The organism is Nocardia sp. NBC_00416 (assembly GCF_036032445.1).
GTDB lineage: Bacteria > Actinomycetota > Actinomycetes > Mycobacteriales > Mycobacteriaceae > Nocardia.
The window spans coordinates 3,941,127-3,965,044 of sequence record NZ_CP107932.1 but is presented as its reverse complement, the minus strand read 5'-3'; the positions used below and the strand labels follow the sequence as shown (position 1 = coordinate 3,965,044).

Genomic DNA, 23,918 nt, shown 5'->3' with positions numbered 1-23,918 from the left:
GTCCGCCCAACCGGGCGGACCCGGACGCCCGCGACCGTTTCCGGATATGTAAACAAATGTAAACCGCTGGAGAAGCGGTGATTTCCGAAAATTCACCGTGGCGGCCCGGGGGAGCCCCGCGCGGGCCGGATCGTTCGCGTACGACAAGTTCATGTACTTCCTGCTCGGCGGCGCACTGATCACCGGCATGCTCAACACAGTGGGCAGCAATCTGCTGTGGGGCGCCTACAACTACCGGGAAACGGTGTCCCCGTGGTTCCGCAGCCTGTTCACGGTGAGCCCGCAGCCGGAACTCATGGTCGGCACCCCGTGGACGTTCCAGGCGCACGGCCTGTTCGTCCTGACACTGGTCGCGGTCTGGCCGTACACGCGCCTGGTGCACATGTTCTCGGCCCCGGTCGGCTATTTGGTCAGGCCGTACGTGGTGTATCGGAGCAAAGAGGCCGGGGGGCCGGACAAGCGTCGCTACGCCCGGGCCTGGGACGCTCCCGTCACGCCCGACCGCTGGGGCCGACCCGTTCCAGTTAGGTGGCCCACCCCTCACCGCATTGACATAAATAAAGGTTGAGGTTCTAGCGTTTGCGGCACAACGCGATCCTGCTGCTACCGGCTCGAATTCGTTCGAGGTACTCGGGCAGCAGGTCGACGGCGCACCGGCTTGCTCCCGGCCACGCATGCGCTGCTGCGCGTGACCACCGCCGACGAACGGGTCTGGTTGTGCGACGTCGGTTTCGGCTCCGGCCCGCTGGAGCCGATCGAACTGACCCCGCGAGACGGTGAGTTCACCGCGGGCGCCTGGCGATTCAGGCTGGCGCGCGGTGTGGACGAACTGGGCGGCGAGCTGTGGACACTGCACCACTTCTCCCGCAACGACTGGCTGACACAGCGCACGTTCACCATGAATCCGCAGTATCGGATCGACCAAGCGGTGGGTAATCACTACGTGTCGACTTCTCGGCATTCGCCGTTCACGACACGTCCTATCGCGCAACGGTTCCATCCGGAGGTGCACTACATGCTCGACGGCGTCACGTTGCTCACCGGTTACCCGAACGGGTCCGGCGAAACCCGTCAGGTGGAACGAACGGAAATGCCGAAGATCCTCGCCGAGATCTTCGACATCGAGCTCGACGAAGCAGACGAAACGAGACTGGTCCGGGAGCCGTGGCCGGCGGACCAGCGGCCCGGCTCCGCGTAAGGGAAATCCGGTCACCCCGGCAGCGGAATGAACTCGCATCGGTCGTCGTCGCGGGCCCGCGCCGGAACGACGATCAGCCCCTCGCGGTTGATCAGTCCGCCCAGGTGCGCGGTGCGCACCGCGGCGTCGCCGATCCAGCCGCCCTCCGGTTCGCCGCTGTACCGGGCCGGAACCACCCGGTCCACCGGCCCGGCGATCTCCGTCGCGTTCCGGAGCGGACCGAACAGCCGCCGAGCCGGGAGGGCGCCGGTGCGACCGGTGACGATGGCGGGGACCAGGGCCAGCAGGATCGCGATCGCGGCGTAAGGGTTACCAGGAAGTCCGAGAACCGTTGTGGTGAAGGGCAATTCGGCGACCACGGTCGATCCGCCGGGGCGCAGTGCCAGCCGGGAGACCAAGATGCGCGCCCCGGAGCGGTCGAGGGCGCCGCGCAGTTGGTCGGCCGCACCGCCGCCGGTGGCGCCGACCACGACCAGCAGATCGCAGTCGGTGGCGGTGGACAGGACCTGATCGAAACCGTGCGCGGTATCCCGGAGGTGTACGTGATCGACTGCTGCGACACCGTGGGCGGCGAGCAGGCCGGGCAGGATCGGGCCGATCGAATCCCGGGTCTGCCCCGCTTGTAGCGGACCGCTGCTGCGGATCTCGTCGCCGGTCATGATGATCCGGGCGCGGACCGGTCCTCGAACCGCCGCCACGGTCACTTCGACCGCGGCGGCGGCGGAGACGAGCGTGGCGGTGACGCCGGTTCCGGCCGGGGCGATTTCATCGCCGGGACGACGGTCCTCGCCGCGCCGCCGGATATCGGAGCGCCGCGGCGAATCCGGAATGCGGTGCAGTAGCGAGTCGTCGGCGACGCGGGCGAATTCGTCGCGCAGGACGAGCGCGGTGCCCTCCGGGACCTGGGCGCCGGTGGCGATCCGTACCGCTTCGCCGGGGCGCAGGCCGTCGGGGCGCTGCCCACCGGCGAAGCCGACATCGGCGCGGAGTTCCCACGGGCCCGCACCCGAGACCGCGTACCCGTCCATGGCCGAGACGTCGAAGCGGGGCAAGGCCTCGGCGGCGGTAAGCGGAGCGGCCAGTGCGCCGCCGCGCGCGGTACGCAGTTCCGCGGTTCGCTCGGGGAGCCGGGCGAGACCGGTGCACAGTACTTCTCGTGCCCGGTCGAGCGACAGCGGCGCCGGGCCGGTCGCCGACTTCGGTCGCGGGGCCGCCTGGTGGGGCCCACTGTTGTCCGGAGAGCCGAGCGTGGCACGCGCCGCGTCGATCTCGCCGGGTGTGTCACAGTCGTCGACCCCCGGTAGCGCGACGATATCCGTGCTCGGCGGCACCAGCGCTTTCATCGGCTGGTTGATCACGCTGCCCAGGGCGTGGAGCCGGGATGCCAGCGATTCCGACCGCCACACGCCGATGAGGTATTGGGGACGGCCCGACGCGTCGGCGGCGAACACTGCATCGAAATCGCCTCGCCGCCGGATCAATTCGCTGACCGCCGTATCGGTGAGGAAGGGCAGGTCGGCGGCGAGGACCACGATATGGGAGGCCGGGTCGGCGCCCAGCGCGGCGAGACCGGCGGCGACGGCCGCCACCGGGCCCGAACCCGGCTCGGGCTCCCGGGTCTGGACTATGTGCGCGCCGAGCTCCGGCCGGGTCGGCCCGACCACGACCGTGCGCCCCAACGTCGCCACCGCCGCCAGTGCGGTGTCCAGCATGGACCGTCCGCCGACCACGAGGCCCGGTTTGTCGACACCACCCATGCGACTGGCCCGCCCCCCGGCGAGCACGATCACGTCCGGGGCCAGCGGAGAATTCGGCATACGCTCATGCTATTCGCCGTCTGGGACGACGGGGGCCTGGTCGCGCCCTCGCGTCGCTCGCCGGCACGATCCCGCTCGGTAGAACGACCCCGCGTTGCCGTCACGGTGCGGTGGCGGTCACCGCGCCTCGAGCGCGCGACGACATTACCCTCCTTCCAGTGCCGGATTGCGGTTTTCCGGCCGGAGTGAGGGGGTCGCCGATGCGATATGCGCTCAGATGGGCGGTGCTGTTCCTGCTGACCGTGATCGCGGTGACCACGCAGGTGGGCGCGGCGGCGGCACAGAACGGCGAACCGCCCGTGGTCCGAGTCGGTACCGAGGGCACCTATCCGCCGTTCTCGTTCCACGATCCGCGAACCCAGGAACTGACCGGCTACGACATCGAGGTGATCGAGGCGATCGCCGATGCGGCCGGATGGAAACTCGAGTTCGTCGAGACGCAGTGGGACGCGATCTTTCCCGCGCTGGATTCCGGCCGGATCGACGTGATCGCCAACCAGGTCTCCGTGAACGACGAGCGCCGGGGAAAGTACGGCCTGTCCGACGCCTACACCTACTCCCACGGCGTGATAGTCCGGCGCACCGGCGACGAGACCATCCAGACCCTGGACGATCTCGCGGGCAGGACCACTGCGCAGTCGAGTACCAGCAACTGGGCGCAGGTCGCGCGGGACGCCGGGGCGAGAGTGGAAGCCGTCGAAGGGTTCGCACAGGCGGCGGCGCTGCTCGCGCAGGGCCGGGTCGACGCGATCGTCAACGACAACATCGCCGTACTCGACTACCTGGCCAGTACCGGATCCACCGACGTCGAGATCGTCGGTGACGCCGGTGCGGAGACCAGCGAGCAGGTCCTCGCCTTCCGCAAGGACGATGGGGCGCTGCTCGATCAGGCGAACCGGGCGATCACCGCGCTCGCGGCCGACGGGACGCTCGCCGATATCTCGCGAAAGTATTTCGGCGCTGATGTCTCGGTACCCGACGGCGGACCCGCCGACCTGTCCGGCGGGCGCGGTCATCGCAGCACCTGGGAGGTGTTGCGCAGCACGGCGTGGCCGATGTTCATCGGATTGGTGAAGGTGACGATCCCGCTGACCGCGCTGAGCTTCGCGATCGGGCTGGTACTCGCCCTGCTCGTCGCGCTCGCGCGGATCTCCTCGTCCCGGATCCTGTCCGGCGTGTCCCGCGCCTTCATCTCGATCATCCGGGGCACCCCGCTGCTGGTCCAGCTGTTCATCGTCTTCTACGGGCTGCCGCAGATCGGACTGAAGTTCGCGCCGTTCACCGCGGCCGTGATCGCCTTCAGCCTGAATGTGGCCGGCTACGCGGCGGAGGTCATCCGGTCGGCGATCCTCGCGGTACCGAAGGGGCAGTTCGAGGCGGCCGCGACGGTCGGCCTCGGCTATGCGCAGACGCTGCGCCGCATCGTCCTTCCGCAGGCGGCCAGGACCGCGGTGCCGCCGCTGTCCAACACCCTGCTCTCGCTGCTGAAGGACACCTCGCTGGGTTCGGTGGTGCTGTTGACCGAGCTGTTCCGCGAGGCACAGCTCGCGGCGGCCGAGAGCAACGAATTCCTCGCCCTGTACGCCTTCGCCGGGCTGTACTACTGGGTGATCTGCGTCTTCCTCTCCGGTGTGCAGAAACGACTGGAGACCCGACTGGATAGGTATGTGGCCAAATGACCGACACCACAGCGCGCGACGCCGGGCCCGCCCGTATCCGGGTGCACGGGCTGGAGAAGTCCTTCGGCGACCAGCAGGTCCTGCGCGGAATCGATTTCGAGTCCCGGCGCGGGACGTCGACCGTGCTGCTCGGGCCATCCGGGTCGGGCAAGACCACCGTGCTGCGCTCGCTGAACGTGCTGGAAACCCCGGAACGCGGTGTGGTCGGCATCGACGACGTCGAAATCGATTTCGCCCGCCTGCCCCCGGGCAGAGCGGGCCGCCGGGAAGCGAGCCGGCTGCGCGCGCAGAGCGGGATGGTGTTCCAGTCCCACAACCTCTTCCCGCACCGCACGGTCCTGGAGAACATCATCGAGGGCCCGGTGGTCGCGCAGCGGCGGCCTCGCGAGGAGGTCGTCGCCGAGGCGAAGAGCCTGCTCGACCAAGTGGGCCTCGGCGACCGCGCCGATGCCTACCCGTTCCAGCTTTCGGGAGGCCAGCAGCAGCGGGTCGGGATCGCGCGGGCCCTGGCACTGAAACCGCGGGTGGTGCTGTTCGACGAGCCGACGTCGGCGCTGGACCCCGAGCTGGTCGGCGAGGTGCTCACGGTGATCGAGGAGCTGGCCGCCCAGGATTGGACCATGGTGATCGTCACCCACGAGATCCGCTTCGCCGAGCAGGTGGCCGATCAGGTTCTGTTCCTCGACGGTGGCGTCATCGTCGAGCGGGGTCCGAGCGCCCAGGTGATCGGCGACCCGCAGGAAGAACGGACGCGGCGTTTCCTGAAACGCATTCTCGACCCGGGCTGAATCGGCCGGTCGCCCCGGACCCGGCTGCGGCACGATCGTTTCCGATCCGCGGCCGATGGTGACCCCGCCGACGCTCAGTGGAACGGGTGGCGCGCGGTACGCAGATCGACGCGGCCGTCGGCGATGGGCACGCCCTCGGCCGCGAGCAGGCGCAGTTGCCGATCGGCGAGATGGGCCGCGGGTCGGCCCGAGGCGCCCAGCACCCGGTGCCAGGGCAGATCGGCGGCATCGGTGCGCATGATCCAGCCCACGGTCCGCGGTGTGGACAGTCCGGCCGCGGCGGCGATATCGCCGTAGGTCGCGACCCGGCCGGGTGGTATCGCCGCGACCAGTGCACGGACGCGTTCGATCTGTTCGTCGCTGGTGGCCACGGGGGCTACAGCGCCGCGCGGATCAGCGCCGCGGTCTCGAGCGGGAGGATCTGGGCGACCATGTGCTCACAGTCCCATTCGTGGACGGTCAGGCTCGCGCCGAGCCGGTCGGCCAGCGCGGCGGTGAGTCCGGGGGTGACGAACGGCGGGTCCACCTCGGTGGCCCGAACCACGACGGTCGGCAGGCCCGGCTCGGGAAGGACGAGGTCACGGGCCAGCTGACCCCAGTAGGCGATCAGGGCCGCCGTATCCACCCGCCACCCCACCCGGCCGTTCGCCGTGGGCACCAGATGCTCGTCGAGTTCGGCCCGCAGCAGTTCCGGGGCGGCCGCGCCCCAGCCCGTCGCCAGCTTGTCCATCCGGGCCTCTTCGGCATCGGTGTAATCGGGTGAGCCGAGAGTGGCCCCGGCGATATCCCGCAACCACGCCGGGTCCAGCGCGACGGCCGGGTCGAGCAGGATCAGACCACGAACCAGCTCCGGGTGCCGCCGGGCCAGATGCAGTGCGCACGCACCGCCGAAGGAGTGTGCCGCCACCAGCACCGGCTCATCGGTTTCCGCAGTGATCAGCGCGGCCAGATCCGCGACGATCGTTTCGAAGTCCCAGGGCGGCAGTGCAGTGGAGCGGCCGTGTCCGCGCAGGTCGGGGGCGAGTACCCGGATATCGGGCAGTAACCCGGTGGCCAGCGCCTCCCAGCGCTTTCCATGACCGGTGAGGCCGTGCAGGGCCAGCAGCACCGGCCCGGTATCAGGTCCGAAACGGTGAACATGCAGTGTGGACACGATGACATTCTTATCCCAGCGCACCGACGGCGCCGCGCGCCCGGGGCCGACGTGGTATCCACGCTGTCGGCCCTGTCTGTTGCAATAGCCCTCGTGGTGCGTTCGGATAGGCCGGTGCGGCTGGTGCGCCGGAAGGCGGCGGTTCCCCGGGCTCGAACCTGGGGCGCCGATCTGTGCGCGCTGTTCGACACCACGCCGCCCGCTACCGTCGCGCAACCGGACGCGAGCCGGATCTGGCGAGTGCTCGGCGGCCCCGGAACCGGGAAGACCGCGCTGCTGGTCGATATAGCGGCAGGCCGGATCGCCGGGGGAGCGGACCCGGAGTCGGTCTTGCTGCTCACCCATTCCAAACAGGCGGCCGGCGCCACGCGCGACGCGCTCACCGAACGCCTGGACCACTGGACGGCCTGCGCACCCGTCTTCGAAGGCGCGCACGCCGGCGACTCCACCCCGGCGGGTCCACCGCTGTTCCCGCTCGCCGATCCGGTTGCCGCGCCCACGGACCCGCCCGCGCCCGGAGTCTCCGGCGCGACCCGGGAGCCGCTGGCCCGCACGATCCATTCGTACGCGTTCGGGATCCTGCGCCGGCAGGCCGCGCGGTACGGCAATCCGCCGCCGCGGCTGCTCACCGGCGCCGAACAGGACGCGGTGCTGCGGGAGATGTTGCGCGGCGATCTGGCCGATATCGCCGCCGGGGCCGGTGACCTGTGGCCGCGCCGACTGCAACCGGCGCTCGGTCTGGCCGGATTCGCCGACGAACTGCGCGACCTCATGCTGCGAGCCACCGAACGCGGCCTGGGCCCCGAGGATCTGATGGACCTGGGCCGGCGGCGGGACCGGCCCGATTGGGTGGCGGCCGGTGGTTTCGCGCTCCGCTACGAACAGGCCATGCTGTTGCGCTGGTCGGTCGGCGTGGCCGCGCCGGAGGCTTCGGCGCCCGCGTTGAACGCGGCGGAACTGGTCGGCGCGGCCCTGGACGCCCTGGCCGGTGACGCCGAACTGCTGGCCGCCGAACGCGCCCGGTTGCGCCTGCTGCTGGTCGACGACGCCCAGCATCTGGATCCGCAGGCGGCGCTGCTGGTGCGGGTGCTGGCGACCGGAGCCGGCACCACGGTGATCGCAGGCGACCCCGACCAGGCCGTCTACACCTTCCGTGGCGCCGACGCCCGTTTTCTCACCGACCTCGACGTGCCGGCGGCCCGGAGCGTCGTGCTGTACGTCAACCATCGGTCCGGGCCGGCGATCAGCACCGCTACCGCCCGGATCGCCGCGCGACTGCCGGGCGCGGCTCCGCATCGCATCACTCGCGCCGACCTGGGTCCCGGGGAACGCGGTGAACTCCCGGCGGATACCGCGGCCGGCCCGCCGCCCGTCCCCGCGGCGGAGGTCCGGGTGCGGGTACTCGGCAGTCCGGCCAAGGAAGCCTCCCTGATCGCCGACCATCTGCGGCGCGCTCACCTCACCGAGGGGGTGCCCTGGTCGCAGATGGCGGTGGTCGTGCGTTCGGTACCGCTGCTGTTGCCGCCGCTGCGGCGAGCCCTGCTCGCGGCCGGGGTGCCGGTCGCGCAGCCCGCGAACGATATGCCGCTGGCCCGGCGCCGCGGCGCCGCCTGGCTGCTGCTCGCCCTGCGGGCCGTACTCGCCGGTGAGGCCACCCGGCGCGGGACCGGGTCCACCGAATCCCTGTTCGGGTCCGACGACGCGCTGGATCTGCTGGGCGGCCCGCTGGGCGGCGCCGACCAGATCAGCCTCCGGCGCCTGCGCCGCGGTATCCGCCGCACCACGGTGGAACTCGGCCGCGTCGCGCCGGGCGCGGAAGACGACGTCGCGGATGCCCCGCCCGTGGATGAACCGCCCGAGGCCGAACCCCCGTTCCCGGACGAACCGTTCGAAGATCTGCCGGTGCGGGATCCGTTCGCCGACGTCATCCGGCATGCGGACGACGCGGACTGGTACGGGGTCGACGTGGATCGCTCCGGCGACCACCCGTGGGACGGGCTCCCGCCCGCCGCGCCGGATGACGAGGAGGAACTCCCGCCCGATCCCCTGGGCGTGATGATCGACGACCCCCGGACGGTCGCGGAGGTCGATGCCGCCGCGGCGCCCCCGGCGGTCGCCGGTACCGAGGTACCCGCCGCGGCGCCCCTCCCCACCCTCGACCGCCCCTCGGTGGAGGTCCTGCGCGAGCTGCTGCTCGGATCCGGTGACGACCGGATCGTGGCCGGTCTCACCGAGGTCGAGCGCGCACCACTGACCCGGGCCGAGCGTGCCCTCGACCGTGCGCGCCGGGTCCGGCGCGAGGGCGGTGGGCTCGAAGACGTGCTGTGGGCGCTGTGGACCGGGTCGCGGCTGGAGCGGCGCTGGCTGGGGCAATCCGAGCGCGGGGGCGCGGCGGGTATGCAGGCCGATCGCGACCTCGACGCCACCGTCGCGTTGTTCGACGCGGCGGCCGCCTTCACCGACCGCCTCCCGGGCGCGACCATCGAGGGTTTCGTCGAATATCTCGCCCAGCAGCAGATCCCGCAGGATCGGGCCGCGCGTTCACGCCGGGACGAGGCGGTGGACCTGTTGAGCGCGCACGCCGCGGCCGGGCGGGAGTGGGAAGTCGTCGCCGTCGCCGGGGTGCAGGAGGGGATCTGGCCGGATCCGCGCCCCCGCGGCACCCTGCTGCACACCGAAGATCTGGTGGACGAGGTCGCCGGTATCACCGAACGGGTGAGCCGGGCGGCGCCGATCCTGGCCGAGGAGCGTCGGCTGCTGTTCGTCGCGTGCAGCCGGGCCCGGCGATCTCTCCTGGTCACCGCCGTCGAATCGGTGACCGGCGACCGTGACCTGGTGCCTTCCCGATTCCTCGCCGAACTGCTCGGCGGCGATACCGGCGGGGAGCCCGGCGCGCTCCCGATCGCCGAACCCGGCCGGGTGCTCGCCTTACACGCGCTGGTGGCCGAACTGCGGGCGGCCGTCTGCGATCCCGGCGCCGGGGACGAACGCCGCCGCCGGGCCGCCGGACAATTGGCTCGCCTCGCCCTGGCCGGTATCCCGGGAACCGCGCCCGAGGATTGGTACGGGGTGGCGGGGCTCAGCTCCACCGACACCCTGTGGCACGACGAGGGGCCGATCGCGCTGTCCCCGTCGACCGTGGAACTGCTGCGGACCTGCCCGCTGCGGTGGGCGCTGGAACGTAACGGCGGATCGGACGGCGAGAACCCGTATGCCGTCAAAGGCACCCTGGTGCACACCCTGGTCCAGGCGCTCGCGGGCCGGGTGCCGCTCGATCAGGTGCGCGCCGAACTCACCCGGAGCTGGGCGGCCATCGACCCCGAGACCAGCTGGTACTCCCGGCAGGAACTGCGTCGCACCGAGGCCATGCTGGACGCTTTCGTCGCCTGGGTGCGCAATACCCGCGGCGAACTCACCCAGGCCGGTATCGAGGTGCCCGTCGACTGTGTGCTGCCCGCGCCCGGCGCCGACGCCCCCGAGGTGCGGATCCGCGGCCGGATCGACCGGCTGGAACGCGACTCCCACGGCAGGTTCGTCATCGTCGACGTCAAGACCGGAAAGAACCCGGTCAGCGAAGCCGACGCCGCTCAGCACGCGCAACTGGCGACCTATCAGGTCGCGGCCGCGGCGGGCGCGCTGGACGAATCCGGCGCGAACCCCGAACCCGGCGGCGCGCGGCTGGTTTACGTCGGGCTGCCGGCGTCCACCGGGATCGCCAAGGAGCGGGTCCAGCCGGCCCTGGACGCCGACGCACTGGAGACCTGGCGAGACACCATCCACACCGCGGCGGCGACCACCGAGGGGCCCGGCTTTCTCGCCATCCGGAACGAGGGTTGCCGCCACTGCAGCGTGAAGAACAGTTGCCCGGTGCAGGACGCCGGACGCCAGGTGACCGACGAGTGAGCGCCCGGGTCTCGCCGGGACAACTGGCCGACGCACTGGGCCTGCCGCCGCCGACCGCCGAACAGACCGCGGTCATCGCCGCCCCGCCCGGACCGGTGCTGGTGGTGGCGGGGGCGGGCGCCGGCAAGACCGAGACCATGGCTGCCCGCGTCGTCTGGATGGTGGCCAACCGCCTGGTCACCCCCGAGGAGGTGCTCGGGCTGACCTTCACTCGCAAAGCCGCCCAGCAGCTCACCGCCCGGATCCGTACCCGGCTGGCCCGGCTGGCCGGGTCCCGGTTGTTGCGCGATCTCGACCCTTCCGGCGAACTCCGCGCCGCGCTGTCCGGCGCGGAACCCGAGATCAGCACCTACCACTCCTACGCCGGTCGGCTGCTGAGCGAGCACGGCCTGCTGCTCCCGGTGGAACCGTCGGCGGCTCTGCTCACCGAAACTCAGCTGTGGCAGCTCGCCCACCACGTGGTGCGCGGCTGGGACGGTGATCTCGACACCGACCGTTCGCCGCTCACGGTCACCGAGGCGGTGCTCGCGCTGTCCGGTCAGCTCGCCGAGCACCTGGTCGAACCCGAAGAGCTCGCCGAGGCGCACACCGAACTCGAGAAACTCGTCCACACCCTGCCGCCCGGCCCGCGGCAGCGCGGCGGGCCGAACAAGGATCTGCTGTCGGTGCTGCGCGCGCAGCGCGAGCGGGTCGCGCTGCTCCCGCTGGTGCGCCGGCTCCGGGAGACGCTGCACCAGCGCGGCGCCCTCGACTTCGGCGCCCAGATGTCGCTGGCGGCGCGCCTGGCCGCCGAGCATCCCGAGGTCGCGACCGCCGAACGCGCTCGGTTCCGGCTGGTGCTGCTGGACGAGTACCAGGACACCGGCCACGCCCAGCGGATCCTGCTCTCCGCGCTGTTCGGCGCCGGCTACCCGGAGGGGAGCGGCGAACGCCTGCCCGGGGGCCCGCGTCCGCGCGAACTCGCGGTGACCGCGGTCGGCGACCCGATGCAGTCCATCTACGGCTGGCGCGGCGCGTCGGCCGCCAATCTGCCGCGTTTCACCACCGATTTCCCCAGCGGCCCGGGTGTTCCGGCGCCGGTGCTCCCGCTGCTCACCAGCTGGCGCAATCCGCCCGAGGCGCTCGATCTGGCGAATATGGTCGTCGAACCGCTGCGTGCCGCGGCCCGCGCGACCGGCGGGGTCACCGTGGATCCGTTGCGTGCGAAACCCGGCGCCGAACCGGGCGCGGTGGCACTCGCGCTCACCGACACCGTCGCCGGCGAACGTCGCTGGATCGCCGAGCGGATCGCCGCCGAATGGACCGCTGCCCGTGACGCCGAGCGGCCGCCGCCCACTTCCGCGGTGCTGATCCGCCGCAACGCCGATGCCGCCGAACTCGCCGAGGAACTGCGCGCGCGGGGATTGCCGGTGGAGATCGTCGGTCTCGGTGGCCTGCTGTCGACGCCGGAGGTCGCCGATATCGTCGCCACGCTGCGGCTCATCGCCGACCCCGCCGCCGGCAGCGCCGCGGTCCGGATCCTCACGGGCGCGCGCTGGCGGATCGGTTCGGCCGATCTGGCGGCGCTGGCCCGCCGCGCCCGGGAGCTGTCGATCAACCGGGATCCCGGCGGCGATATCACCGATTCCGCGACCTTGGCCGCGGCCCTGCACGAGGTCGCCCCCGAACCGGCCGAGCGGGCCGGTCTGGCCGACGCTATCGCCGATCCCGGTGTACCGGAACGGTATTCGGCGGCCGGGCATCGGCGTATCACCGCGCTGGGCCGGGAGCTCGCCGTGCTGCGCGAACGCGCCGCGCAGCCCCTCACCGAGTTGGTCGCCGATGTGGAACGCACCATCGGGGTCGGCGTGGAGAGCCAGGCCCGCCGCGCGCTGTCGGGTTCGGGCGCCGGACGCGAACATCTCGACGCCTTCGCCGAGGTGGTCGCCGGATACGCCAACGACACCGGCGCAACTCTCGGTGGCCTGCTCGCCTTTCTCACCGCGGCCGAATCCGTCGAGAACGGACTGGAACCCGGAGAAGTCGAGGTCGCGCCGGACCGGGTCCAGGTGCTCACCGTGCACGCGGCGAAAGGACTGGAGTGGGAGGTGGTCGCGGTACCCCATGTCACCCGCGACGTGTTCCCTTCCACCCGCGGTGTCAACACCTGGCTCGGCGCGCTCGCCGAACTCCCCACCACATTGCGCGGCGATCGCGCCACCTCGGAGTCACCGGACGGCGTACCCGTGCTCGACCTGTCCGATTTCGGCGACCGCGCGGATCTGCAACGGGGTCTCGCCGCGCACAAGGAGGCGCTGCAACGGCGTCGCCTCGACGAGGACCGCCGGCTCTTCTATGTCGCGCTCACCAGAACCGAACGGGTACTGCTGGTCTCGGCGCACCACTGGCCCGAAACCGGGGACAAGCCGAAGGGCCCGTCGGAATTCCTGCTCGAGGTGAAAGCCGCCGCCGACCTGCCCGGCAGTGGTGTCCGGATCGCGTGCTGGGACGACGCACCCGAGTCCGGTGCCGCGAACCCGCTGGCCGCCGCACCGGTCACCGCACCCTGGCCGGACGATCCGCTGGGCCCCCGCCGCGAACACATCGAACAGGGCGCCGCGCTGGTGCACGCGGCGTTGGCGGAGTTCGCGGACGGCGCGGCCGCACCGGAACCCGACGACGACCCCGACGGCTGGATCGCCGATGTCGATGCGCTGCTCGCCGAGTACCGAGCCGGTGCGGTCGCCGCGGCGGAGGTCGAACTGCCCACTCAGCTCCCGGCGACCGCGCTGGTCGAAATGCGTGCCGACCCGGGCAGGCTCGCGGCGCGGCTGCGCCGCCCGCTGCCCTACCCGCCCAACCCGCTGGCCCGCCGGGGTACCGCCTTCCACGCCTGGGTGCAGCGCTGGTTCGCCACCGATCAGCTACCCGGTCTGGACGATCTGCCGGGTGCGGCCGATTCGGGCGCGGCGGCCGACGCCGAACTCGCCGCGATGCAGGAGGCGTTCCTGTCCTCACGCTGGTCGGCCCGTCGCCCGGCCGAGATCGAGGTGCCGTTCGAAACCACTATCGCGGGGGTCGTGATCCGTGGCCGGATGGACGCGGTGTTCGCCGAACCGGACGGCGGCTGGACCGTCGTCGACTGGAAAACCGGCGCCGAACCCGGCCCGGCCGACGAGGCCGCAGTCGCCGTGCAGCTGGCGGTGTACCGGTTGGCGTGGGCGCGACTGCTGGCGGCGCGCACCGGCGAGACCGAACAGCGGATGCTGGACCGCGTCGGCGCCGCATTCCACTATGTGCGCAGCGGTCGCACCGTCGCTCCCGAACGCCTGCCGGGGCCGGCGGAGCTGATCACGCTGCTCACCGACTCGACCGGCGGTGCGACGGGGGATCCGGGGTAGCTCGGTCCCCGCGAGCGGCGGCTCAGTCCCGCGGCGACCGGCGGCTCACGGCCAGGGCCCGGGTGATCAGCGGCCATTGCAGCGGCAGCCGGAGCACCGAGACCGCCTTCAGCGCCGACGGCGCCTTCGGGTTGCGCACCGAATCCGCGGCGAACCGGATATTCGCCGGGAACACCGCGATGAACAGCAGCGCCGCGAGCCGGCCGCCGAGGCGCCGGGTGCGCGGGATCAGCAGCGCGGTGCCGATGCCGATTTCGGCGACGCCCGACAAGTAGGTGTAGGAACGCGCCTTTCCGGGCAACTGCGGGGGGACGGTCGTATCGAACGGTGCGGGAGCGACGAAATGCAAGACGCCGGCGCCGAGAAGTAACGCGGCCAGCCGGAGCGCCGGGGTACGAGTGGAATCGGGGGCGCTCGCGGGGGAGATATCTGCCATGCAGTCACCATAGATTCCCGTCGCGACCGCGTGGCCGACGTGACGGCGGGTGACCGGGTAGGCTCCCGAGCTGTGTCGGAGGGACTGGCGGTGACGGGTGCGGGTGACGCCCCGGTCGGCGAGAGGTGGCGCCGGTGACTTCACGGTTCGCCGAACTCGGGAGCCGGGCGCGCGGAGCGGCGGTGCGGCCGGATTTCGCGCTGGTCGGGTTGCTGCGCATCCCGGAAGCTCAGAGCAGCCCCTGGATATCGCTGAGCCGCCGCGTACTGTTCGCGGTCGGACTGCTGTGCGCCGCGGCGATCGTCGTCTACATCGGCCGCGACGGCTACCGGGACAGCGCCGACGAGACGGTGACGCTGCTGGACGCCTTCTATTACGCGACCGTCTCGCTGTCCACCACCGGATACGGCGATATCGCACCGGTCACCGCGTCGGCGCGGCTGGTGAACATCTTCGTGATCACCCCGTTGCGAGTGCTGTTCCTCATCGTCCTGGTCGGTACCACCCTGGCGGTACTCACCGAACGTTCCCGCCAGGCCTTGAAGATCCAGCGTTGGAGGCGCACCGTGCGTAATCACACCGTCGTCGTCGGGTACGGCACGAAGGGCCGCACCGCGATCGACGCCATGCTCGGTGACGGCGTGCAGCCCGCCGATATCGTCGTCGTCGATATGGACGCGGTGAGCCTGGAGGCGGCCTCGACCGCCGGTCTGGTCACCGTGCACGGGTCGGCCACGCAGTCCGATGTGCTGCGGCTGGCGGGGGTCCAGAACGCGTCTTCGGTGATCGTGGCCACCAATCGCGACGACACCGCGGTCCTGGTCACCCTCACCGCCCGGGAACTCACGAAGAAGGCCAAGATCGTCGCGTCCATCCGCGAATCGGAGAACACCCATCTGCTGCGGCAGTCCGGCGCCGATTCGGTGGTGGTGTCCTCGGAGACCACCGGCCGGCTGCTCGGTATCGCCACCACCACGCCGAGCGTCGTCGAGATGATGGAGGACCTGCTGACCCCGGAGCACGGGTTCGCGGTCGCCGAACGCGAGGTCGAACCCGGCGAGGTGGGCGGGTCACCGCGCCATCTCAGCGATATCGTGCTGGGCGTGGTGCGCGCCGGCGAGCTGGTCCGAGTCGGTGAACCGGCGGTCGACGCCCTCGAATCCGGCGACAAGCTCCTCTATATCCGTCGCGCCCGCTGACCCGTCGGCACCGGTTATCGGGCCGCGATAGTCTCGGACGGTGGCCGTCTTCCAGCTCAACCAGGTTCCCTTGCTGTCCCGTTCGGCGCTCGATCGTGCCGATCATCTGCGCGCCGACCCGCAGGCGCTGAAAGAAGGCTGGGCCACGGCCCGGCTGTTACGGGTCGGGCAGCGGGGCGCGGTGCGCTACGAGTCGGGCGCGCTGGTCTGGGATCCGGCCACCGAACTGTCGGCCGAGCCCAGCTCGGAGGCGGTATTCCTCGGTATCGACAACGGCGCCCACCTCTGGGCGGTGCACGATAGCGCGCTCAGCGGGACGTTGCGGGATCTGCGGCAGCTCGCCGATACCTCGCTCGACGATTTCACCGCCGGTGTCCTGTCCGCCGCCCTCGCCTTGATCAACTGGCATGCCAGCGCGGCCTATCACGGCGCGGACGGGACGCCGACCGTGCCCGCCAAAGGCGGCTGGTCACGGGTGGCCGAGGACGGGCGGGAGGATTTCCCGCGCACCGATCCGGCTGTGATCTGTCTCATCCACGACGGCGGCGATCGGGTGCTGCTGGCCCGCCAGCACAGCTGGCCGGAGACGATGTTCTCGCTGCTCGCCGGGTTCGTCGAGGCGGGGGAGTCCCTGGAACGGTGTGTCGAACGGGAGATGCGCGAGGAGGTCGGGCTCGATGTCCACGATATCGAGTACCTCGGCAGTCAGCCGTGGCCGTTCCCGCGGTCGCTGATGCTCGGTTTCTGCGCGCAGGCCGACCCCGAGCGGCCATTGGTCTACACCGACGGCGAGATCGCCGAAGCGCATTGGTTCACCCGCGACGAGGTGCGTGCGGCGTTGTCGGCCGGCGGTTGGCGGGCCCGGCCGGAGGAAGGCGGTACCGGGCCGGCCGTGTCCCCGCCGCTGCTGCTCCCCGGCTCGGTATCGATCGCCCGGACGATCGTGGAGTCCTGGGTGGCCGCCGGATCGGACCCGGTCACGCGGTGAGCCGCCCGTCCGGGACGAGGTTGTTCACCCTGCGCGAAGCCCGCCCGGCGCGGCGGACCGGCCGGTTCGTCGCGCCTACTATGGACAACATGCAGCTTCACGAAGCGCCGGCCGAGCACCTCGGTGCGTGCGCGCTCCCCGGACACCACCCGGACGCTATGCCGGCGGGTGAGGCGGAATGAGCGACCTTCCGTTCGGGTTCTCCCACGGCGACGACGACGATCGCGGCCGCGGCGACAAACCGGGCGGCGGCGGTGACGACCCGTTCGGCAAACCGGGCGGCGGCGGTAGTGACCCGTTCGGCTTCGGCGCCGGCGGCGCCGGATTCGATCCCGCGTCGCTGGGCCAGATGCTCTCGTCGCTGGGCCAGATGCTCAGTGGGATGGGCCAGGGTATGGCCGGTGGTGGTTCCGGGCCGGTGAACTACGACGTGGCCAAGCGGCTGGCCCGCCAGCAGCTCGGCAAAACGGTCCCGCCGGTGTCCAGCGGAACCGCCGCGGCGGTCGCCGATGCCGCGCATCTGGCCGAACTGTGGCTCGACGACGCGACGACCTTCCCAGCCGGCGCGACGAGCACCGTTGCCTGGACCGCCGATGACTGGATCGAGAAAACACTGCCGACCTGGCAGCGGCTGTGTGATCCGGTGGCCCAGCAGATCTCCGGTATGTGGACGGCCGGGCTGCCGGAAGAGGCGCGCGAGATGGCCGGCCCCATGATGGGCATGCTCGGCCAGATGGGCGGGCTGGCTTTCGGCTCGCAGCTCGGGCAGGCGCTGGGACAGCTGGCGAAAGAGGTGCTGACCGGTACGGATATCGGCCTGCCGCTCGGCCCGGCCGGTACCGCGGCCCTGCTGCCCACCGCCATTTCGGAGTTCAGCGAAGGACTGGAACAGCCGGAGAGCGAGATCGTGGTGTTCCTCGCCGCGCGCGAGGTCGCTCACCAGCGACTCTTCGTGCATGTGCCGTGGCTGCGTCAGCAGGTCCTGGGTGCTGTCGAGGACTACGCGCGCGGGATCACCATGGACTTCTCGGCGCTCGAGGACGCGGCCCGCAATCTCGATCCCTCCGCGCTCACCGATCCGTCCAAGCTCGAGGAGATCCTCGCGCAGGGCAGTTTCGAACCGCAGACCACACCCGAGCAGAAGCAGGCGCTGGACCGGCTGGAAACCCTGCTCGCGCTGATAGAGGGCTGGGTGCAGGTGGTCGTGGCCGCCGCCGTGGGTGATCGGCTGCCCGGGGCGGGCGCGCTGGCCGAGACACTGCGCCGCCGCCGCGCTACCGGCGGACCCGCCGAACAGACCTTCGCCACCCTGGTCGGCCTGGAGTTGCGGCCGCGCAAACTGCGCGAGGCGGCGACGCTGTGGCAGCGATTGACCGATGACGCGGGGATCGCCGCGCGCGACGGTGTCTGGGCCCATCCCGATCTGCTTCCCGATGCCGATGATCTCGACGCGCCCGCCGGGTTCATCGATTCGGTGCTCGGCGGCGGTGCGGGTGTATTCGACGATCCGCTGGCCCAGCTGGCCGCGACCGAGGCCGCCGAACGGGAGGCGGCCGCCGGATCGTCGGCGAAGGAAACCACCGAGAGCGACGAGCAGCGCCCCGGTTCCGGTCCGGAGGATCCCGAGCAGGGCTCGGAAGGCCCCGGTAAGGACGAGAAGTAACGGGTGCGGGTCCGATCGCCGGCGAGGGGACCGCGTTTCCGACGAATTCGGTAGCGGGCCGGCAACCCGTGGCGCGATAGGCCGCCACCTCGGCAAACGGAGTTGTCCACAGGCGCGGACCTGTGGATAACTCCGCCTCGCGAACCCGTTGTGCCGCAACGGCGATCGCATACTGCCATCATGACGACGCTCCGGCCACGTGGCCCCCTCCTGCATCCCCGGGTGCCGATCTTGGTCCGCTCGACCGGACAGGTCCAACTGGGCTGGGATCCCGATACGGCGGTGCTCTGCGAGACGCCCGGTCTGGAGACCCAGCAGGTGCTGGGCTTTCTCCGGCTGCTCGACGGGCTGAACAGCAAACCCACGATCATCTGGCAGGCCCGCTCGCTCGGTCTGGCGCCCGGGCAGGCCGGTGTCCTGTTCGACGTGATCGACGCCGCGGGTCTACTGGTGCATCCGCCCCGCCCGGCCGGTCGCGTCCGGTCGATCCGGGTGCACGGCATCGGCCCACTCACCGACGCCATCACCGTGGGCCTGCGCGGATTCGGTCTGCGTCCGCATCGGTCGCGCGACTACCGCGGTGAGCTCGACGGCCGGGCCCGGGCCGCGGATCTGGTGGTACTGGCGGACGCGCTGATACCCGATCCGCGGCTGGTTCGCGACCTGTCCCGTGCCGGGATCGCCCACCTGGTCGTCCGGCTCCGTGACGGCAAAGGGATGGTGGGTCCGCTGGTCCTCCCGGGCCGCACCAGTTGCCTGCGCTGTGCGGATCTGACCAGGTGTGATCGCGATGCGGAGTGGCCGCGGCTGGCCGCCCAGCTGCTCGGCCGCACCGGTCACGCCAGTCCCGCCGGCATCGCCGCGGTGACCGCGCTGGCGCTCGGTGAACTGGAGACGATCATCGCCTGCGAGCCGCGCCGCCCGCCGGAAACACTCGACCGAACCCTCGAACTGGATCTCGACTCCCGCTTCCTGAGCCGCCGGTCGTGGGCGCCGCACGCCCGCTGTGGGTGCCTCGGGCCCGAAGCTCCGGAGCTCCTGTGAGTGCGGTCACACTTGGTGTCGTGTGGTAATTCTCTTCGGTTTTCCCTGGCAGACCCGCCCGTCTGTCGGCCATGATGGGGGAGTGTCTGAGATCGTGCGTCGGCCCATGTCCCGCAATGCGAAGTTGGCCAAGATTCCACTGGGGGTCGCGGGTCGTGCCGCGGTCGGTTTCGGCAAGAAGCTCGCGGGCGGCGATCGCAAGGAGATCAACACCGAGTTGAACCAGAAAGCCGCCGAACAACTGTTCGCCGTGCTCGGTGAGCTCAAGGGCGGCGCGATGAAGTTCGGGCAGGCCCTGAGTGTGATGGAGGCCGCGGTACCCGAGGAGTTCGGCGAGCACTATCGCGAGGCGCTCACCAAACTGCAGGCCGCCGCGCCCCCGATGCCGGCCGCGACGGTGTACCGGGTTCTCGATCAGCAGCTCGGCACCGATTGGCGCAAACGTTTCGAATCCTTCGAGGACACCCCGGCCGCTTCGGCGAGTATCGGCCAGGTGCACAAGGCGGTGTGGTCGGACGGTCGTCAGGTCGCGGTGAAGGTGCAGTATCCGGGCGCCGACGAAGCGCTGCGCGCCGATCTGCGGACCCTGAACCGGATGACCGGGCTGTTCGCCAAGGTGATTCCCGGAGCCGACGTCAAACCACTGCTCGCCGAGATCAACGAGCGCACCGAGGAAGAGCTGGACTACCGCAACGAGGCCGCGAACCAGCGGGCGTTCAGCAAAGCCTATGAGGGTCACCCGGAATTCGTGGTGCCCAAGGTCGTCGCCAGCGCGCCGAAGGTGATCGTCAGCGAATGGCTCGACGGCACACCGGTTTCCGCGATAATCGCCGCCGGTGCGGCCGATCCGGAGGGCACCCGGGCGCTGCGCAACCGGGTGGCGGGACTGATGGGCCGATTCCATTTCTCGTCCCCCGAGACAGTGGGCCTGCTCCACGCCGACCCGCATCCGGGCAATTTCATGATCACCCCGGAAGGGAAGCTGGCCGTTATCGATTACGGTGCGTGCGCGCCGCTGCCGGGTGGTTTTCCGGAGTTGCTGGGCCGGATCCTCGCGCTCGCGGTCGCCGAGGAGTACGGCGAACTCACCGAGATCCTGCACCAGAACGGTTGGGTGCTGCCGGGCCGGACACTCACCGAAGCGGAGATCGCGGACTATCTGCGCCCGTTCACCGATCCGATCCGCTCCGAATCGTTCCATTTCACCCGGCGCTGGATGCAGCGCGTCGCGGGCAAGGCGACCGACTACTCCTCGCCGGAGATGAAAACCGCGCGCGCGATGGTGCTGCCGGCCGAATACGTGATGATCTTCCGGGTGCTGGGCGGTTCGATCGGCATCTGTGCCCAGCTCGACGCCGAGGTGCCGTTCATGCAGTTGGCCGCCACCTGGTTGCCCGGTTTCCGCGAGCAACGGGACAGCGCCTGAAAGATACTCCGGCACAAGCATTTACGAATCTTCAACGATTCCGGCTCGCGCGTGGGTGCGGATTCGGGACCCCGAACGCGAACGAGCCGCTCATCGGCGAAGCGATGAGCGGCTCGTTTCCGGTGTCGGTGGGTGTCCGCGGGCATCCGGGACGCGGAATGCCTGTCAGACACAGCTGGCGACCTTGCGGGGCCGGCCCCGCGGACGTTTCCGGGCGATGACGACCCCCTGATCGAAGATCTCGCCGCCCCACACGCCCCACGGTTCCCTCCGATCGATGGCCGCGGTCAGGCAGCCTTTACGGATCGGGCAGGAAGCGCACAGGGACTTGGCCTGTTCCAGCTGGACCGGGCTCTCGGCGAACCAGAGGTCGGGATCCCCTGCCCGGCAGGGCAGAGTGGAAAGCCGCTGGGCCCCGGGATCGGTTTCCACGGTGCGACACGCCACATCAGTAGTGGCCGACGGCCAGCTCTGGGTGGTGGTGACCACGTCGTTCTCCTTCAGCTTGTTGTGCAGCGGTTCGGTGTTCGTTGCTGCGAAACCGGCGCCTTGTGGGCTGAAGGCCAAAAAAATCTGGCCACGGTTTCGCATCTGCGACCCGTGGCCAGGAGGTGTGGGGTGAATCCCTACCTTGGTCGGCTGTGGGGCCGCCTGTTCACGGTCGCTGGATGTCCTTTGCGAAGGCTTGCCGGTCGCTTATCGGCCGCCGCGGGTGCTGCTGCGGGATCGATAGCGACGGAGCCGACGGCTGCGAAAGCAGCCCCCGGACGCCAGTTCGCGACGGACTGGTCCTGCGGTTCGACGATGTTCGGCTGATGCGAATAGCGAATGCGCGTCTGCTCACCATCGAGGCAGGACAGGCCGGTCCCCTGCATAGCGAGGAACCCCCGGGAAGCAGCCGACGGCCGCGTATTCAGCGCTACGGCGATGGAGCCGTAGTTCAATGTGCCGTTCATCTGTCTGCCTCCCTCCTGTACTCGTCGTGATCGGATTCGGAACTTCGCGCGTCGATGTACCCTCCCGAGCGCGATTTCCACCTTAGGCAATCTTGCCGAAGTCGACAACCTATTTTCTACCTGCGGTTTTCCCCGGATCCGCGGAACGCTGCCGGGCTATCGGCGAGTAATCGCGCGGCGCCGCGATCGGATGATGCCCAATACCTCTGCCCCGTACTGCCGCATCTTGCTTTCGCCGATGCCCAGCGCGGCGAGAGCGGCCTCGTCCTCGGGCAGCTGTTCCGCGATGGCGGTGAGCGTGTTCACCCCCAGGATCCCCCGCGGATCCACCGCCAGTTCGGTGGCTTTCTCGCGGCGCCAATCCTGCAGGGCGCTCAGCAGTTCCGTATCCGGTTGTCCCACACAGTTCTTGCACCGACGCAGCAGCAGCGTCTCCGAATCGAGCAGCGCGCGGCCGCATATCCGGCACACCGGCCGGTCCGCGTCGGCCCCGGGCCGCGGTGGCGCGGCGATCCGGGACGCGGGCGAATTCTCGGGCACCAGGCCACCGAGGAACCGTGACCGGCGCCGCGTCCGGCGATCACCGTCGCCGCGGCGCAGCGCCCACGACAACCGGAGATGGACGCGGGCCCGGGTCACGCCGACGTAGAGCAGCCGCCGTTCCTCCTCGAGGGCCGCCACGTCGGCGACCGATCCGTCGCCGTTGAGCGTGTAGGAGATGGGCAGGGTGCCGTCGGTGAGCCCGACCAGGAACACCGCGTCCCACTCCAGGCCCTTGGCCGCGTGCAGCGAGGCCAAGGTGACGCCCTGCACGGTCGGTGGATGGCGTGCCTCCGCCCGGGCGGCGAGTTCACGCAGCAATCCGGCCAGGTCCAGACCGGGCTCGTGCTCGACCAGTTCCTCGGTCAACCGGACGAGCGCCACCAGCGATTCCCAGCGCTGCCGGGCCTGCGCCCCGGCCGGTGCGGAAGCGGTGAGCCCCATCGGGGCCAGCGCCGCGCGGGTCAGGCTGACCAGCTTCGCGCCCGACCTCGACTGATCGGGCAGATCGTCGCGAGCCGTCGTCTTCCGCAGCTCCTGGACCGCCTGCCGGACCTCCGGCCGTTGGAAAAAACCCTCTCCGCCGCGCACCTGGTAGGAGATACCGCGTTCGGTCAACGCCTGCTCGTACGCCTCGGAGTGCGCGTTGATCCGGTACAGCACCGCGATCTCGGCGGCCGGTGTCCCGCTCGCCATCAGTTCCTCGACCCGCCGGGCCACGTCGGCGGCTTCCCCGGCGAGCTCGTCGTATTCGGTGAACTCGGGGTCCGGCCCGTCGGCCCGCTGCCCGATCAGCTGGAGCCGGGTCCCGGCGATCCGGCCCTGCGCCATCCCGATCACCCGATTGGCGAGGTCCACCACCTGGGGTGTCGACCGGTAGTCGCGCTCCAGCCGCACCACCGCCGCGTCCGGGAAGCGCCGCGAGAAATCCAGTAGATACCCGGGACCGGCGCCGGTGAACGAATAGATCGTCTGATTGGCGTCGCCCACGACCGTGAGATCGTCGCGATCCCCCAGCCAGGTGTCCAGCACCCGCTGCTGCAACGGGGTGACGTCCTGATACTCGTCGACCACGAAGCAGCGGTAGCGTTCGCGGAACTCGTCGGCGACCGACGGATAGTCCTCCAACGCGGCGGCCGTGTGCAGCAGCAGATCGTCGAAATCCAGCAGCAGCCCGTCCGGTGTCGTCTTCAGCGATTCGTAGGCCGCGTAGACCTCCGCGATCCGAGCGGGCGCGAAGGGGGTGTCGCGCCGATGCGCGGCGGCCGCGGCGGGGTAGTCCTCGGGCGCCACCAACGACGACTTGGCCCATTCGATCTCCCCGAGGAGATCCTTCACACTCTCGGTGCCCGAGGCCAAGCCGACCCGGTTCGCGGCCTGGGCGACCACCGGGAACTTGCTGTCCAGCATTCGCCACGGCACCTCGCCGACCACCTGCGGCCAGAAGTACCGCAACTGCCGCAGGGCAGCGGCATGGAAGGTGCGAGCCTGCACTGTGGTGGCGGCGTCGCCCAGTCCGAGCGTTCGCAGCCGTCCGCGCAGCTCACCCGCCGCACGTGCGGTGAAGGTGACGGCCAGCACCTGATCCGCCCGCACCTGCCCCGCGGCCACCAGATGCGCGATGCGGTACGTGATGGTGCGGGTCTTCCCGGTTCCCGCGCCGGCCAGTACACAAACCGGCCCTCGCGGTGCGCGGACAGCGGCGGCCTGCTCGGGATCCAGGGCGGACAGATCGAGTGCGGGCACAC

15 protein-coding genes and 2 pseudogenes are annotated in these 23,918 nt (G+C 70.6%); 11 read left to right on the top strand and 6 right to left on the bottom strand.

Annotated elements, in window-relative coordinates:
* Positions 1-82: 82 nt before the first annotated feature.
* Positions 83-568, top strand: a pseudogene (locus OG804_RS16890) (respiratory nitrate reductase subunit gamma); the annotation flags it as partial.
* 48 nt (positions 569-616) lie between these two features.
* A pseudogene (locus OG804_RS16885) lies at positions 617-1,198 on the top strand (arylamine N-acetyltransferase family protein); the annotation flags it as partial.
* An 11-nt stretch (positions 1,199-1,209) separates the two neighbouring features.
* Here the strand turns inward: OG804_RS16885 and OG804_RS16880 are convergent.
* Positions 1,210-3,015, bottom strand: a complete 1,806-nt coding sequence (locus tag OG804_RS16880; protein WP_328387635.1) for an NTP transferase domain-containing protein — start codon at positions 3,013-3,015, stop codon at positions 1,210-1,212.
* A 200-nt stretch (positions 3,016-3,215) separates the two neighbouring features.
* Between OG804_RS16880 and OG804_RS16875 the strand changes: the two genes are divergently transcribed.
* Together OG804_RS16875 and OG804_RS16870 are read left to right on the top strand one after the other, a co-directional pair.
* Positions 3,216-4,694 (top strand): ABC transporter substrate-binding protein/permease, encoded by a 1,479-nt coding sequence (locus tag OG804_RS16875; protein WP_328387633.1) that lies wholly within the window; start codon positions 3,216-3,218, stop codon positions 4,692-4,694.
* Positions 4,691-5,482 carry an amino acid ABC transporter ATP-binding protein gene (locus OG804_RS16870; RefSeq protein WP_328387631.1) on the top strand — a complete coding sequence of 264 codons (792 nt, stop codon included), beginning with the start codon at positions 4,691-4,693 and terminating at the stop codon, positions 5,480-5,482. The genes OG804_RS16875 and OG804_RS16870 overlap by 4 nt, the downstream gene beginning before the upstream one ends.
* Positions 5,483-5,556: 74 nt before the next feature.
* Here OG804_RS16870 and OG804_RS16865 read toward each other — a convergent pair whose 3' ends face one another.
* Positions 5,557-5,853 (bottom strand): MGMT family protein, encoded by a 297-nt coding sequence (locus OG804_RS16865; protein ID WP_328387629.1) that lies wholly within the window; start codon positions 5,851-5,853, stop codon positions 5,557-5,559.
* 5 nt (positions 5,854-5,858) lie between these two features.
* Positions 5,859-6,635, bottom strand: a complete 777-nt coding sequence (locus tag OG804_RS16860; protein WP_328387627.1) for an alpha/beta hydrolase — start codon at positions 6,633-6,635, stop codon at positions 5,859-5,861.
* A 96-nt stretch (positions 6,636-6,731) separates the two neighbouring features.
* Between OG804_RS16860 and OG804_RS16855 the strand changes: the two genes are divergently transcribed.
* Together OG804_RS16855 and OG804_RS16850 are read left to right on the top strand one after the other, a co-directional pair.
* The gene (locus OG804_RS16855) at positions 6,732-10,538 is read left to right on the top strand and encodes an ATP-dependent DNA helicase (RefSeq protein ID WP_328398457.1); all 3,807 of its coding nucleotides are present in this window, start codon (positions 6,732-6,734) and stop codon (positions 10,536-10,538) included.
* Positions 10,535-13,918: an ATP-dependent DNA helicase gene (locus OG804_RS16850; RefSeq protein WP_328387625.1), complete on the top strand. Its 3,384-nt coding sequence runs from the start codon at positions 10,535-10,537 to the stop codon at positions 13,916-13,918. Before OG804_RS16855 ends, OG804_RS16850 begins: the two co-directional genes overlap by 4 nt.
* A gap of 22 nt (positions 13,919-13,940) precedes the next feature.
* Here OG804_RS16850 and OG804_RS16845 read toward each other — a convergent pair whose 3' ends face one another.
* On the bottom strand, positions 13,941-14,354 hold the full coding sequence (locus OG804_RS16845) for a DoxX family protein (RefSeq protein WP_328387623.1): 414 nt from the start codon (positions 14,352-14,354) through the stop codon (positions 13,941-13,943).
* 134 nt (positions 14,355-14,488) lie between these two features.
* On the opposite strand from OG804_RS16845, the gene OG804_RS16840 reads away from it, so the two are divergent.
* The 5 genes from OG804_RS16840 (at position 14,489) to OG804_RS16820 (ending at position 20,674) form a co-directional block, all read left to right on the top strand.
* Positions 14,489-15,553, top strand: a complete 1,065-nt coding sequence (locus OG804_RS16840) for a potassium channel family protein (protein ID WP_328387621.1) — start codon at positions 14,489-14,491, stop codon at positions 15,551-15,553.
* Positions 15,554-15,593: 40 nt separating this feature from the next.
* Entirely contained in the window at positions 15,594-16,541 is a 948-nt protein-coding gene (gene nudC, locus OG804_RS16835; RefSeq protein WP_328387619.1) for an NAD(+) diphosphatase, read from the top strand.
* A gap of 178 nt (positions 16,542-16,719) precedes the next feature.
* Positions 16,720-18,204, top strand: a complete 1,485-nt coding sequence (locus OG804_RS16830; RefSeq protein WP_328387617.1) for a zinc-dependent metalloprotease — start codon at positions 16,720-16,722, stop codon at positions 18,202-18,204.
* A gap of 180 nt (positions 18,205-18,384) precedes the next feature.
* Entirely contained in the window at positions 18,385-19,248 is an 864-nt protein-coding gene (locus OG804_RS16825) for a hypothetical protein (RefSeq protein WP_328387615.1), read from the top strand.
* Positions 19,249-19,330: 82 nt separating this feature from the next.
* Positions 19,331-20,674, top strand: a complete 1,344-nt coding sequence (locus OG804_RS16820; RefSeq protein WP_442941547.1) for an ABC1 kinase family protein — start codon at positions 19,331-19,333, stop codon at positions 20,672-20,674.
* A gap of 165 nt (positions 20,675-20,839) precedes the next feature.
* On the opposite strand, the gene OG804_RS16815 is transcribed toward OG804_RS16820, so the two are convergent.
* Both OG804_RS16815 and OG804_RS16810 read right to left on the bottom strand, forming a co-directional pair.
* The gene (locus tag OG804_RS16815; RefSeq protein WP_328398453.1) at positions 20,840-21,121 is read right to left on the bottom strand and encodes a WhiB family transcriptional regulator; all 282 of its coding nucleotides are present in this window, start codon (positions 21,119-21,121) and stop codon (positions 20,840-20,842) included.
* Positions 21,122-21,786: 665 nt separating this feature from the next.
* On the bottom strand, positions 21,787-23,916 hold the full coding sequence (locus tag OG804_RS16810) for an ATP-dependent DNA helicase UvrD2 (RefSeq protein WP_328387613.1): 2,130 nt from the start codon (positions 23,914-23,916) through the stop codon (positions 21,787-21,789).
* Positions 23,917-23,918: the final 2 nt, after the last annotated feature.